Below are 13,484 nucleotides of genomic sequence, written 5' to 3' on the forward strand. Positions count from 1 at the left end.
AAAAAATATAATTCAAGCTCATAAAAACCTCTAAAAACATGGAATAAAATAAAATAGTAGATACTTTTTTTTATTGAGAGAAAATCCCAATAAAAAAACGTTTATGACCTTTTATCCTTGAAGACAACCTAAGATAAGTAGAAAGTGTTGATGCTAAAAATGGTTGCTCCCACGTTGGGTGACTTTGTGTTGACCATAAAAAAACACCGCTCTTGCGAAACGGTGTTTTTGGGATTTGCTTTATAGCAACGACTTAGACATCGAGGTTGGCAACTTTTAAGGCGTTCTCTTCGATGAATGCGCGACGCGGCTCAACTTGATCACCCATCAAGGTGGTAAACAGTTCATCAGCACCAACAGCATCTTCAATCGTGACTTGCAGCATACGGCGAGATTCAGGATCCATCGTCGTTTCCCACAACTGATCTGGGTTCATTTCACCTAGACCTTTGTAGCGTTGTAGGCTTAGGCCACGACGAGACTCTTTAATTAACCAGTTCAACGCATCAACAAAGTTATCGACAGGTTGAATACGCTCGCCACGTTGAATGTAAGCCCCTTCTTCAACTAAGCCATAAAGTGCTTCAGAAAGGTCAGCCAGCTTGCTGTACTCTTTCGAATTGAGCAAATCAGCACTTAATAGATGTTGGTGCGTTACACCATGAGTGCGCACTACAATCTTAGGCTGATAAATACCAAGCTCTGCATTGTGCTCAGTTTCAATGCTGTATTGGCTTGCGCCAACTTCTTTCGCATTTAACTGCTCCACCAGCTGTTTGCCCCACGCTTCTACTACTGCAGAATCAGCGCATTGATCAACAATGATACGCGGCATATAGATGAATTCATGGATCAAGGCGTAAGGGTAGCGGCGGCTCATGCGCTCCACCAGCTTAATGGCGACATTGTATTGCTTAACCAAGGTTTCTAACGCTTCGCCTGCTAATGCTGGCGCTTGAGGGTTAACATGCAGTGAGGCACCATCCAATGCCAAAGCAACTTGGTATTGGTTCATCGCATCTTCATCTTTGATGTACTGCTCTTGCTTGCCTTTTTTCACTTTATACAAAGGCGGTTGAGCAATGTAGATGTAGCCACGCTCAATCAGCTCAGGCATTTGACGATAGAAGAAGGTCAACAGTAGCGTACGGATGTGCGAACCATCGACGTCCGCATCGGTCATGATGATGATGTTGTGATAACGCAGTTTGTCTGGGTTATATTCATCACGGCCAATGCCACAGCCTAATGCGGTGATAAGCGTTGCGACTTCTTGCGAAGAAAGCATTTTGTCGAAACGTGCTTTTTCAACGTTAAGAATTTTACCTTTCAGTGGCAAAATCGCTTGGTTTTTACGGTTACGTCCCTGCTTGGCAGAACCGCCAGCAGAGTCCCCTTCCACTATGTACAGTTCAGATAGTGCAGGATCTTTTTCTTGGCAATCGGCGAGTTTACCCGGCAAACCGGCAAGATCTAACGCACCTTTACGACGTGTCATTTCACGCGCTTTACGCGCCGCTTCACGAGCACGAGCCGCATCAATGATTTTTGAACATACCATTTTGGCTTCACTTGGGTTTTCAGCCAAAAACTCCGCCAATTTCTCACCCATTGCCGACTCAACCGCAGATTTCACCTCGGATGAAACCAATTTATCTTTAGTTTGGCTAGAGAACTTAGGATCCGGCACTTTCACTGAAACCACCGCGGTTAAGCCTTCACGAGCATCATCACCCGAGGTCGCCGCTTGCGCTTTTTTCGAGAAGCCTTCTTTATCCATGAAGGTGTTTAGGGTACGAGTTAACGCCCCACGGAAACCCGCTAAGTGGGCACCACCATCACGTTGAGGAATGTTGTTGGTAAAGCAGTAAATGTTTTCTTGGAAACCATCGTTCCACTGCATCGCCACTTCCACGGTAATCCCATCGTCACGCTCAGAGCTGAAATGGAATACTTTTTCATGGATCGGCGTTTTATTGCGGTTTAAATGGCCAACGAACGCTTTAATACCACCTTCATATCTGAAATGGTCTTTTTTGTCTTCTTCGCGTTCATCAAACAGTTTGATGGATACACCAGAGTTTAGGAAAGAGAGCTCACGCAGACGCTTAGCTAAAATATCGTAATGGAATTCAATGTTGGTAAAGGTTTCAGCACTTGGCCAAAAACGCAGGGTTGTCCCGGTTTTATCGGTTTCACCCACCACAGCCAACGGCGCTTGTGGCACACCGTGACAATAAGTTTGTGTGTGAATAGCGCCGTTACGGTAGATAGTCAGTAGCACTTTTTCAGACAGCGCGTTGACAACGGACACACCGACGCCGTGCAGACCACCCGAAACCTTGTATGAGTTGTCATCAAATTTACCGCCCGCATGCAGAACCGTCATAATAACTTCCGCGGCAGAAACTTGTTCTTCTTCGTGAAGGTCGGTAGGAATACCACGGCCATCATCGCTAACTGAAACTGAATTGTCTTCGTGAATAGTCACTACGATGTCTTTACAGTGACCTGCCAACGCTTCATCAATTGAGTTATCCACCACCTCAAAAACCATGTGGTGCAGACCGGTGCCATCATCCGTGTCGCCGATGTACATTCCTGGACGTTTACGAACCGCGTCCAGACCCTTCAGTACCTTAATACTCGATGAATCGTAATTATTCGACATGAGTTACTCTCTCACTATTTTATCCGTGCTCTATTGTGCCATGTTCCACATGAAACATCTTGCTGTTTGACTCAATCATGTCTGCAACTTGGCCTTGCGTAATAGAACTTACAAAAACTTGTGCCCCCGTCGATTTTAAGCAATCCGCTAAACGCTTACGACGATGGCTATCTAATTCGGAAGCAAAGTCATCAATTAAATAGATGCATTGCTTACCTGTCAGCTCGGTTAAGTGTTGTCCTTGTGCGACGCGCAGTGCACACACCATTAATTTAAGCTGACCGCGTGATAGAACATCTTCAACCGGTGTTCCATTGACCTTTATTTTTAAATCCGCTTTATTCGGGCCACTGAATGTGTAGCCTAGCGATTGATCGCGTTCGAAGTTTTTCTCGAGGATTTGTTGATAGGGCGTCTCTTTTTCCCAACCACGATAATACTTCATTTGCACATCAAATTCTGGCAAAAAACTGCGACACAACACCTCGGCAACACACTTCATTTGCGTCACATAATGTGTGCGCCATGCATCGATTTGTTCAGCCAAGCGCGCCATCTCCTGATCCCAATAACTGAGTTCACGATAATGGGTTGCCGTTTTTAACAACGCATTGCGCTGCTTATTGAGGCGCTTAAAACGCCCCCACGCATCATAAAAGGCAGGTTCACTATGAAATACCCCCCAATCAATAAATGCACGTCGTTGTTTTGGTCCATCGGTGAGCAGATCAAACCCTTCCGGATGAATCAATTGCAAAGGTAAAACTTGTGCCAGTTGCGCCAGTTTTTGTCCAGATTGACCGCCTATTTTAACCTCTGTTGAACCGTCACGCTGCTTATTAATGCCAATCGGTAGCTCAAATTGATCCGAGGTCAAAAAACGACCATGCACAAACAGCTCCTGACACTCATTTTGTATGACGCGTCCGGTTAAGGCGCTTTTGAACGAGCGACCATGACCCAGCAGGTAAATCGCTTCCAGTACACTGGTTTTGCCGCTGCCATTAGGGCCAATAAGAAAGTTAAAGCCTGATGATAATGGGATATCACAGGCTTTAATATTGCGAAATTGTTGGACGATTAAACGAGTCAGCGGCATTGCGCAAACTTAAAGTCGGATCGGCATGACGACATACATCGCGCTGTCGTCATCGCGATTTTCAATCAGCGCGCTGGCGTTGGCGTCAGACATCGATACACGAACCTGTTCACAACGTAATGTATTCAGTACATCGAGTACATAGCTGACGTTAAAACCGATTTCGATGGCGTCGCCTTCAAAGGTGACATCCAACAACTCTTCCGCTTCTTCTTGCTCTGGGTTGTTGGCGGTAATGCGCATTTCATTATCCGCAAGATTAACCCGTACCCCGCGAAACTTTTCATTTGAGAGAATCGCGGCACGAGAAAATGCCTGACGTAACTCATCACAGCCCGTTTCTAAGGTTTTGGTCGTTTGCTGCGGCATAACGCGGCGATAATCAGGGAAGCGGCCATCAACCAGCTTAGAAGTGAAGATGAAATTATTCACTTGGGCGCGCAAATTTGAGCTACCAATTTGCAGCACAACCGGCTGTTCTGGCGCATCAAGTAACTTGACCAGTTCCTGTACCCCTTTACGCGGCACGATGATCTGTTTATTGGCAAAATCCGCGCTGAGTGCCGTTTGCGAAACCGCCATACGGTGTCCATCGGTTGCCACAGAGCGCAAGGTTGAACCGTCGATTTCAAATAGCATACCGTTCAGGTAATAACGCACATCTTGGTTAGCCATCGAAAACTGGGTTTTCTCAATTAAACTGCGCAGTTCTGCCTGAGTGAGCGACACTTCCACTTCACTTTGCCAATCTTCAATATTAGGAAAGTCACTGGCAGGTAAGGTTGCCAGAGAGAAACGGCTACGGCCAGAACGCATCTGAATGCGATCGCCTTCCAATACCACAGTGATCACGGCGCTATCGGGCAAGCCGCGACAAATATCTAAAAATTTACGCGCAGGGACAGTGATGCTTCCTGCTTCGCACTCACCTTCAAGAGTCACGCGGCTAATCAGTTCGACTTCGAGATCGGTCGCCGTCATCGACAGCACGTTCTCTTCCACTTTGAGCAACAAATTACCAAGAATTGGCAAAGTCGCACGTCCGCCTAATGTTCCAGATACTTGCTGAAGTGGCTTAATGAAGTGGCTACGTTCAATAGTAAATTTCATAGTTAGCTCTTACGATGTTATCGGGCAACCCCAAATGTGAGGGTTAAAATAGCTGATATAAGAAGGTTGTGCATCAAGAAGACAGGGTACGAATTAAATTCGAATAGTCTTCTTTGATGTCGTGGCTCTCTTCACGTAGCTGCTGGATTTTACGGCAAGCGTGCAGCACTGTCGTATGATCTCGGCCACCAAACGCATCACCAATTTCAGGCAAGCTGTGGTTAGTCAGCTCTTTAGCTAGTGCCATCGCCAACTGGCGTGGACGAGCAACCGAGCGAGAGCGACGTTTAGAAAGCAAATCCGCCACTTTAATTTTGTAGTATTCCGCCACGGTCTTTTGAATGTTATCAATGGTGACCAATTTTTCTTGCAAAGCTAATAAGTCACGTAGCGCTTCACGCACAAAATCGATGGTGATCGGACGGCCGGTAAAGTTAGCGTTGGCGATAACACGGTTTAGTGCACCTTCCAATTCACGCACGTTGGAACGTAAGCGTTTGGCAATAAAAAAGGCAACTTCATCGGCAAGATGAATTTGGTGATCTTCTGCCTTCTTCATTAAAATCGCGACACGCGTTTCAAGCTCTGGTGGCTCAATCGCAACCGTCAAACCCCAACCAAAACGAGATTTCAGGCGATCTTCCACCCCATTGATCTCTTTCGGATAGCGGTCGGAAGTCAAAATGATTTGTTGGTTACCTTCAAGCAATGCGTTAAAGGTATGAAAGAACTCTTCTTGCGAACGCTCTTTATTAGCAAAGAATTGAATATCATCGATCAAGAGTGCATCAACACTGCGGTAATAGCGTTTGAACTCTTCAATCGCATTATTTTGCAGCGCTTTCACCATATCTTGCACGAAACGCTCTGAATGCATGTAAATCACTTTCGCATTTGGGTTGTTATCAACAATCGCATTACCAACGGCGTGCAATAAGTGTGTTTTACCTAGCCCGGTACCACCGTATAAGAAGAGTGGGTTATAGGCCGCGCCGGGGTTATCGGAAACTTGACGCGCTGCAGCCAAACCAAGTTGGTTCGATTTACCTTCAACGAAGTTATTGAACTTATGTTTAGGGTTAACGTTTGATCTGTGATTAATGTCTGCCACAACCGTGTCGTTTTCCCACGTACGATGTACTGGTTTACGCGCTTGTAACTGTGCAGGAGCTGAAGATTCAGCCGCGACATCCGCTTGAGTACGAACGGGAGCAGCTTTAGGCGCGCTGACCCGGCGACTACCCACTTCAAAACGCAGGTTCGGGGTATCGTGGCCACAATGCTCTTGCAGTAGTCGGTTGATGCTGTTGATGTATTTATCGCGCACCCAATCAAGCACAAAGCGGTTTGGGGCGAATAAAGTGAGAGTATTGTCATTGAGCTCCGCTTGTAACGGACGTACCCACATGCTGAATTCCGCTGCTGGTAACTCTTCTTGAAGCTGTTGCAAACATTGCAACCAAAGCGAAGATGACACGGTTGCCCTCACCCTAAGTAAATGATCGAAAAGACTGGCGATTTTACCTGTTGATAACCAAGATCGCCAGCGATTGATCCGTGATCCAGTGAATAAGATCGAAGTTATTCACACAATTTGCGCTTGATTTTTGTCGATCTTCACAATTAGCACCACTTTACCCACACGATGATCCACATATACAAGGATCCTCTATACTTATCCCCAATTGTGTCACTATGTTCGGTTATGGTTAATAACTACTGGTTATTTATTCTATTGAGTGCTTTACCAGTAACATCCCTCTCTATAAATATAAGGAGTTTCAAGATGAAAAACTGGGTTAAAGTCGCCATTACTGCAATTGCACTATCCGCTGCAAGCGTACACGCGGCAACGGAAATAAAAGTCGGCATGTCAGGGCGCTATTTTCCATTCACTTTTGTCAAACAAGACAAGCTGCAAGGCTTTGAAGTGGATGTTTGGGATGAGATAGGTAAACGCAATGATTACGATGTAAAATATGTTACTGCTAATTTCTCCGGTCTCTTTGGCCTGCTTGAAACTGGCCGAATTGATACCATTTCAAACCAAATCACCGTCACAGAAGCACGTAAAGCGAAATACTTATTTGCTGACCCGTATGTCATCGACGGTGCACAAATTACCGTTCGCAAAGGTAATGACAGCATTAAAGGGATTGACGATCTTGCTGGCAAAACGGTCGCGGTCAATTTAGGCTCAAACTTCGAGCAGCTACTGCGCAGCTTTGACAAAGACAATAAAATCATCATCAAAACTTACGATACTGGCATTGAACATGACGTTGCTCTTGGCCGTGCCGATGCGTTTGTGATGGATCGCCTTTCGGCTCTGGAATTGATTAAAACAACGGGCTTACCGTTGCAATTGGCTGGTCACCCTTTTGAAACCATTGAAAACGCTTGGCCGTTTGTTAACAACGAGCAAGGCCAAAAACTGCAAGCTGAAGTGAATCAAGCGTTAGCCTCGATGCGCGCTGATGGCACACTGAGTGCGATTTCTGAAAAATGGTTTGCTGCCGATATCACCAATAAGTAAATTCCCCTATTATCAAAAGATAGGATTGAGGTGGAACCACACATTCCACCTTTTTTGTTTTAAAAAGGTAAGCCGATGGGATTTGATTTTCACTATATGCTTGAGCTGATGCCAATACTGCTCAGGTATTTAGGCACCACCATGGAGATGGCGACTTGGGGCTTAGTGTTTGCTTTGATCCTGTCGGTCATTTTAGCCAATATTCGTGTGTTCAAAGTGCCCATTTTGGATCCGCTAAGCCAGCTGTACATCAGCTTTTTCCGCGGTACTCCCCTGCTGGTACAACTATTTCTACTCTACTATGGTCTGCCGCAAGTGTTACCGTGGATGGTCGGTTTAAATGCATTTAGCGCCGCGGTGATCGGGCTAACTCTTCACTTCGCCGCTTATATGGCAGAAAGTATTCGCGCCGCCATTTTGGGTATTGATCGCAGCCAAATGGAAGCGAGTTTGTCTGTGGGTATGACCACAAGCCAAGCAATGCGCCGCATTATTTTGCCGCAAGCTACTCGTATCGCGTTGCCATCATTAATGAATTACTTCATTGATATGATCAAATCGACCTCATTAGCTTTTACATTAGGAGTCGCTGAGATCATGGCCAGAGCGCAGATGGAAGCTTCGTCAAGCTTTCGCTTCTTTGAAGCTTTCCTCGCCGTTGCATTAATTTACTGGGCCGTAGTGGTGGTACTGACTCGGGTACAAATTTGGGCTGAAGAGAGACTCAATAAGGCGTATGTACGATGATTAAACTCGATAATATTCATAAGCGCTTTGGCGATACTGAAGTGCTCAAAGGAATCAGCTTAGCAATAGAAAAAGGTGAAATCATCGTCATTATTGGCTCAAGCGGTACAGGTAAATCGACCTTACTGCGCTGCGTCAACTTCCTAGAACGCGCAGACCAAGGCTCCATTACTATTGATGATGTCACCGTCGACACCCAGCAACAGACCAAAGCAGATGTATTAGCACTGCGCAGAAAAACAGGCTTTGTTTTCCAAAACTACGCGCTGTTTGCTCATATGACGGCGAGGCAAAATGTCGCCGAAGGGCTCATTACGGTGCACGGTTGGAAAAAAGATCTCGCCCTGACCCGCGCACAGCAGATTTTGGATGACATCGGTCTTGGGGATAAAGGAGAGAGTTATCCCGCAGCGCTTTCTGGTGGCCAGCAGCAGCGCGTTGGGATCGGTCGTGCGATGGCGCTACAACCAGAATTGCTGCTATTTGATGAACCTACATCAGCACTCGATCCTGAATGGGTTGGCGAAGTGCTTGCTTTAATGAAGAAATTAGCCACTCATCACCAAACAATGCTGGTGGTTACCCATGAGATGCAGTTTGCAAAGGAGGTAGCCGATCGCGTGATCTTCATGGCCGATGGGCAAATTGTAGAGCAAGGCTCTCCACAGGATATCTTTGGTAATCCACAGGATCCTAAGCTCAAGAAATTTTTAAATCAGGTGGGGATCGACGAAGGATCCTTGTGATTTAAAGGAGACTGCGTATAATCCCCCGACCGGAATTTTAGTGAACCCAATCGTTGACACTTATTGTGACAGTGATTACAATTCCGCCTCTTTGTTGAGAGGCGTCGGATTCCTTTCTTTCTATTAAAGAAGCGAAAATATACCCACGCCGGGTTTATTTGAACCTAAAAACTACTGATCAGTAAGGTAATTACACATGTCTAAACGCACTTTTCAACCTACCGTTCTAAAGCGCAAGCGTACTCACGGTTTCCGTGCACGCATGGCAACTAAGAATGGCCGTAAGGTTATTAATGCACGTCGTGCTAAAGGCCGCGCGCGCCTGTCAAAATAATTCGCGATTATTTTGAATACGTACGCGTTCAATCGGGAGTTACGTTTGTTAACTCCCGAACATTATAAAAAAGTCTTCCAGCAAGCGCACAGCGCAGGCTCCCCCCATTTCACTATCATTGCTCGCGAAAACGCTCTTACCCACCCAAGGTTAGGGTTGGCCGTCCCCAAAAAACAGATCAAAACTGCTGTTGGCCGTAATCGCTTCAAACGCCTCGCTCGCGAAAGCTTCCGTAATAAACAGCATCAACTTCCTAACAAAGATTTTGTTGTGATTGCGAAAAAGAGCGCGCAAGATTTAAGCAATGAAGAAATGTTCAAACTATTTGAAAAATTATGGCATCGCCTGTCTCGCCCTTCGCGTGGTTAGCAATCGGATTAGTCCGTCTTTACCAAGGAATCATCAGTCCTCTGCTTGGACCACGCTGTCGTTTTACTCCAACCTGTTCAAACTATGCGATAGAAGCGTTGAAAGCTCACGGTTTTGTAAAAGGGTGTTGGTTATCAGGCAAACGTCTATTAAAATGCCACCCTTTGAACGAAGGGGGTTTTGACCCCGTTCCGCCACCAGTCCAAAAACAAGACAGAGATAATTAACGATGGATTCTCAACGTAATATCCTGTTAATCGCCTTGGCACTCGTTTCTTTTTTACTTTTCCAGCAATGGCAAGTAGCAAAGAACCCAGCACCTCAAGCGGTTGAGCAGGCACAAAATAGCAGCACTCTAACTGCACCATCTATGGCTGATGAGTTAGACCCAGCACCAGCAGCAACCAATGCGTCTGCAAAAACCATCACCGTCAAGACTGATGTACTGACTCTGTCAATTGACACGGTAGGTGGTGATGTAGTGAAGGCCGAGCTGAATAAGTACGATGCTGAACTCAATTCAGAAGACCCATTTGTGCTACTTAAAGACATTCCTGGTCACCAGTTTATCGCGCAAAGTGGTTTAGTGGGACCGCAAGGGATCGATTTAAGCAGCAACAATCGTCCAAACTATACTGTTAGCGCCGACACCTTTGCTCTAGCGGATGGTCAAGACGAACTGCGCATTCCCATGACTTATCAAGCCAATGGCCTTGAATACACCAAAACCTTCATCCTTAAACGTGGCAGCTACGCCTTGGATGTTGAATTTAATGTAGTCAACCAATCTGGTAATAACGCGACACTGGGTATGTATGCACACCTACGCCAAAATTTATTGGACGCTGGTGGCAGCTTGGCTATGCCAACTTACCGTGGCGGTGCTTACTCAACACAAGATACACGTTATAAGAAATACAGTTTCGATGATATGCAAGATCGTAACTTGTCACTGCCTTTAGTTAACGGTGAAGGTTGGGCGGCGATGATCCAACACTACTTTGCCAGCGCGTGGATCCCACGTGATGCAGCAGGGTCAAACTTATACACTCGCGTGATTGGCAACTTAGGTGATATTGGTGTTCGCATGCCAAATAAAACCATCGCCAACGGTGAAAAAGCGACATTCTTAGCCACACTTTGGGTCGGTCCAAAACTACAAGATGAGATGGCTGCAGTTGCGCCAAATCTTGATCTAGTTGTCGACTACGGCTGGTTATGGTTTATTGCAAAACCACTACACATGTTGCTTTCATTCATTCAAAGCTTCGTTAGCAACTGGGGTGTAGCAATCATCTGCTTAACCTTCATTGTTCGTGGTGCTATGTACCCACTGACCAAAGCACAATACACCTCTATGGCAAAAATGCGCATGCTGCAACCAAAGCTGCAAGCAATGCGTGAGCGCATCGGCGATGACCGCCAACGCATGAGCCAAGAAATGATGGAGCTGTATAAGAAAGAGAAAGTAAACCCACTCGGTGGTTGTTTACCTATCTTCCTGCAAATGCCTATCTTCATTGCGCTTTACTGGTCATTAATGGAATCGGTTGAACTGCGTCATTCACCTTTCTTTGGTTGGATTCATGACCTTTCAGCACAAGACCCATACTACATCTTGCCACTGCTGATGGGTGTGAGTATGTTTATGATCCAGAAAATGAGCCCGACGACAGTCACTGACCCGATGCAACAGAAGATCATGACCTTTATGCCGGTTATGTTTACGTTCTTCTTCTTGTTCTTCCCATCAGGTTTAGTGATTTACTGGTTGGTATCGAACATCGTTACCTTGATCCAGCAAACCTTGATTTACAAAGCGCTGGAGAAAAAAGGCTTACACTCTAAGTAGCCACTTCAGCAAGAAGTCACACTGACAAGTGAAACAAAGGCGACCAAAAGGTCGCCTTTTTGTTTTTGGCTGATTACAATTGCGCTCATACACCCCTATGTTAGGTACCCTTATGTCTACAGACACCATTGTTGCTCAAGCAACCGCTCCAGGCCGAGGTGGCGTGGGGATTATTCGCGTCTCAGGCCCGAAAGCAGCTCAAGTCGCGCTTGAAGTAACCGGGAAAACGCTAAAACCTCGTTATGCGGAATACTTGCCTTTTAAGCATCAAGATGGCACCGAACTTGACCAAGGCATCGCGATCTATTTTCCTAACCCTCACTCCTTTACCGGCGAAGATGTGCTCGAACTACAAGGACACGGCGGTCCGGTCGTCATGGATATGCTGATCAAACGCATTTTGGCTATCAGTGGCTTGCGCGCAGCGCGCCCGGGTGAATTTTCTGAGCGTGCGTTTTTAAACGACAAAATGGATTTAACCCAAGCGGAAGCGATTGCCGATTTGATTGACGCCAGCTCTGAAGAAGCGGCCAAATCCGCCCTGCATTCATTGCAAGGTCAATTTTCCAAACGCATTCACACCTTGGTCGATTCCCTAATCCACCTGCGAATTTACGTTGAAGCAGCGATTGATTTTCCTGAAGAGGAGATCGATTTTCTTGCCGATGGTAAAGTTGCCGCAGATCTGCAAAATATCATCGACAACTTAGACGCCGTGCGCAAAGAGGCCAATCAAGGGGCCATTTTACGCGAAGGGATGAAAGTGGTGATAGCAGGGCGTCCTAACGCGGGTAAATCGAGTCTATTGAATGCGCTTTCAGGCAAAGATTCCGCCATCGTTACAGACATAGCAGGAACCACGCGTGACGTACTGAGAGAGCACATCCACATCGATGGCATGCCACTGCATATCATCGATACCGCTGGCCTACGTGATGCCAATGACGAAGTCGAAAGAATAGGCATTGAGCGTGCTTGGGATGAAATAGCAAAAGCAGATCGTGTGCTCTTTATGGTTGATGGCACCACCACCGATGCCACCGATCCGAAAGAAATCTGGCCAGATTTTGTCGATCGATTGCCTGAAAACATCGGCATGACGGTGATACGCAACAAAGTCGATCAAACCAAAGAATCACTCGGTATCTGTCATGTTAATTCTCCAACCTTAATCCGCCTGTCGGCAAAAACTGGAGAGGGCGTTGATGCTCTGCGTACTCATCTCAAAGAGTGCATGGGCTTTGCTGGGGGCAATGAAGGCGGCTTTATGGCCAGACGACGCCATTTGGACGCGCTAGAGCGCGCCGCACAGCACCTCATGATTGGTCAGCAGCAGCTCGAAGGCTACATGGCTGGTGAAATCTTAGCGGAAGAACTGCGTTTATCGCAGCAACATCTAAACGAGATAACGGGCGAATTTAGCTCCGATGACTTGTTAGGGCGCATCTTTTCGTCGTTCTGTATCGGCAAATGATCGCAGTGAGAAGCTTGATCACTCTTAATTATAGGAATATCTCATGATCCATATCATCACTGGCAGCACCTTAGGAGGCGCTGAATATGTCGCCGATCATCTCAACGATCTACTGCAAGAGCAAGGTTATACTACGACTATCCACAACCAACCCAACTTAAGTGAACTCCCCGCACAAGGGACTTGGCTCATTGTCACCTCCACGCATGGAGCGGGTGACTACCCAGACAATATCCAACCTTTTATCGCTTCTTTGCAATCAACACCACCGAATACGAGCGAGTTAAAATATGCCGTGGTAGCACTTGGCGATTCAAGCTATGACACGTTTTGCGCAGCAGGTAAGCATGCATATCAACTGCTTGAGGATATAGGTGCAACGCCAATTAGCGACTGTTTCACCATAGATATATTAGAATATTCCGTTCCTGAAGATGCCGCTGAAGTATGGCTCAAACAGCACATCGAACAGTTCTAGCGAATAGCATAAAGTCACCAAGCGGCCTGTGAGCCGCTTTTTTTGTACTCTTAAGCTCTGTGTATAAC

General features: G+C 46.3%; 13 protein-coding genes. 9 read left to right on the forward strand and 4 right to left on the reverse strand.

All coding sequences use genetic code 11. From position 1 onward, the window contains the following. Window positions 1–253: 253 nt before the first annotated feature. The 4 genes from gyrB to dnaA form a co-directional block, all read right to left on the reverse strand. On the reverse strand, window positions 254–2,671 hold the full coding sequence (gyrB, locus tag B9J84_RS09950) for a DNA topoisomerase (ATP-hydrolyzing) subunit B (protein ID WP_013855574.1): 2,418 nt from the start codon (window positions 2,669–2,671) through the stop codon (window positions 254–256). Between the two features lie 19 nt (window positions 2,672–2,690). After that, on the reverse strand, window positions 2,691–3,770 hold the full coding sequence (gene recF / locus B9J84_RS09955) for a DNA replication/repair protein RecF (RefSeq protein ID WP_094124052.1): 1,080 nt from the start codon (window positions 3,768–3,770) through the stop codon (window positions 2,691–2,693). A 9-nt stretch (window positions 3,771–3,779) separates the two neighbouring features. Beyond that, complete coding sequence (gene dnaN / locus B9J84_RS09960; RefSeq protein WP_088720678.1) at window positions 3,780–4,880, reverse strand: DNA polymerase III subunit beta; 1,101 nt, start codon at window positions 4,878–4,880, stop codon at window positions 3,780–3,782. Window positions 4,881–4,953: 73 nt separating this feature from the next. Then, the gene (gene dnaA / locus B9J84_RS09965) at window positions 4,954–6,357 is read right to left on the reverse strand and encodes a chromosomal replication initiator protein DnaA (RefSeq protein WP_010319947.1); all 1,404 of its coding nucleotides are present in this window, start codon (window positions 6,355–6,357) and stop codon (window positions 4,954–4,956) included. A 309-nt stretch (window positions 6,358–6,666) separates the two neighbouring features. Between dnaA and B9J84_RS09970 the strand changes: the two genes are divergently transcribed. From B9J84_RS09970 to mioC, 9 genes are all read left to right on the forward strand, one after another. Beyond that, on the forward strand, window positions 6,667–7,416 hold the full coding sequence (locus B9J84_RS09970) for an amino acid ABC transporter substrate-binding protein (RefSeq protein ID WP_026027668.1): 750 nt from the start codon (window positions 6,667–6,669) through the stop codon (window positions 7,414–7,416). A 75-nt stretch (window positions 7,417–7,491) separates the two neighbouring features. Continuing rightward, window positions 7,492–8,163, forward strand: a complete 672-nt coding sequence (locus tag B9J84_RS09975; RefSeq protein ID WP_010319949.1) for an amino acid ABC transporter permease — start codon at window positions 7,492–7,494, stop codon at window positions 8,161–8,163. Beyond that, window positions 8,160–8,909 carry an amino acid ABC transporter ATP-binding protein gene (locus B9J84_RS09980; RefSeq protein WP_013855580.1) on the forward strand — a complete coding sequence of 250 codons (750 nt, stop codon included), beginning with the start codon at window positions 8,160–8,162 and terminating at the stop codon, window positions 8,907–8,909. The genes B9J84_RS09975 and B9J84_RS09980 overlap by 4 nt, the downstream gene beginning before the upstream one ends. 196 nt (window positions 8,910–9,105) lie before the next feature. Next, window positions 9,106–9,243, forward strand: a complete 138-nt coding sequence (gene rpmH / locus B9J84_RS09985) for a 50S ribosomal protein L34 (protein WP_010319951.1) — start codon at window positions 9,106–9,108, stop codon at window positions 9,241–9,243. A gap of 12 nt (window positions 9,244–9,255) precedes the next feature. After that, window positions 9,256–9,612, forward strand: coding sequence for a ribonuclease P protein component (gene rnpA / locus B9J84_RS09990; protein ID WP_026027667.1), 357 nt, complete (start codon window positions 9,256–9,258; stop codon window positions 9,610–9,612). Then, window positions 9,579–9,839: a membrane protein insertion efficiency factor YidD gene (yidD, locus tag B9J84_RS09995; RefSeq protein ID WP_017047818.1), complete on the forward strand. Its 261-nt coding sequence runs from the start codon at window positions 9,579–9,581 to the stop codon at window positions 9,837–9,839. The genes rnpA and yidD overlap by 34 nt, the downstream gene beginning before the upstream one ends. A 2-nt stretch (window positions 9,840–9,841) precedes the next feature. Further along, window positions 9,842–11,464, forward strand: a complete 1,623-nt coding sequence (gene yidC / locus B9J84_RS10000; protein ID WP_094124053.1) for a membrane protein insertase YidC — start codon at window positions 9,842–9,844, stop codon at window positions 11,462–11,464. Between the two features lie 112 nt (window positions 11,465–11,576). Beyond that, window positions 11,577–12,938: a tRNA uridine-5-carboxymethylaminomethyl(34) synthesis GTPase MnmE gene (gene mnmE / locus B9J84_RS10005; RefSeq protein ID WP_029189865.1), complete on the forward strand. Its 1,362-nt coding sequence runs from the start codon at window positions 11,577–11,579 to the stop codon at window positions 12,936–12,938. 43 nt (window positions 12,939–12,981) lie between these two features. Then, complete coding sequence (gene mioC / locus B9J84_RS10010; protein ID WP_013855584.1) at window positions 12,982–13,416, forward strand: FMN-binding protein MioC; 435 nt, start codon at window positions 12,982–12,984, stop codon at window positions 13,414–13,416. Window positions 13,417–13,484: the final 68 nt, after the last annotated feature.

It is taken from the genome of Vibrio sp. V03_P4A6T147, assembly GCF_002241085.1.
Taxonomy (GTDB): Bacteria; Pseudomonadota; Gammaproteobacteria; order Enterobacterales; family Vibrionaceae; genus Vibrio; species Vibrio anguillarum.

Coding starts and splice junctions, on each gene's coding strand:
- recF (WP_094124052.1), bottom strand. CDS start 3,770: ATGCCGCTGACTCGTTTAATCGTCCAACAATTTCGCAATATTAAAGCC.
- yidD (WP_017047818.1), top strand. CDS start 9,579: ATGGCATCGCCTGTCTCGCCCTTCGCGTGGTTAGCAATCGGATTAGTC.
- rpmH (WP_010319951.1), top strand. CDS start 9,106: ATGTCTAAACGCACTTTTCAACCTACCGTTCTAAAGCGCAAGCGTACT.
- dnaN (WP_088720678.1), bottom strand. CDS start 4,880: ATGAAATTTACTATTGAACGTAGCCACTTCATTAAGCCACTTCAGCAA.
- B9J84_RS09975 (WP_010319949.1), top strand. CDS start 7,492: ATGGGATTTGATTTTCACTATATGCTTGAGCTGATGCCAATACTGCTC.
- B9J84_RS09970 (WP_026027668.1), top strand. CDS start 6,667: ATGAAAAACTGGGTTAAAGTCGCCATTACTGCAATTGCACTATCCGCT.
- yidC (WP_094124053.1), top strand. CDS start 9,842: ATGGATTCTCAACGTAATATCCTGTTAATCGCCTTGGCACTCGTTTCT.
- B9J84_RS09980 (WP_013855580.1), top strand. CDS start 8,160: ATGATTAAACTCGATAATATTCATAAGCGCTTTGGCGATACTGAAGTG.
- mioC (WP_013855584.1), top strand. CDS start 12,982: ATGATCCATATCATCACTGGCAGCACCTTAGGAGGCGCTGAATATGTC.
- gyrB (WP_013855574.1), bottom strand. CDS start 2,671: ATGTCGAATAATTACGATTCATCGAGTATTAAGGTACTGAAGGGTCTG.
- mnmE (WP_029189865.1), top strand. CDS start 11,577: ATGTCTACAGACACCATTGTTGCTCAAGCAACCGCTCCAGGCCGAGGT.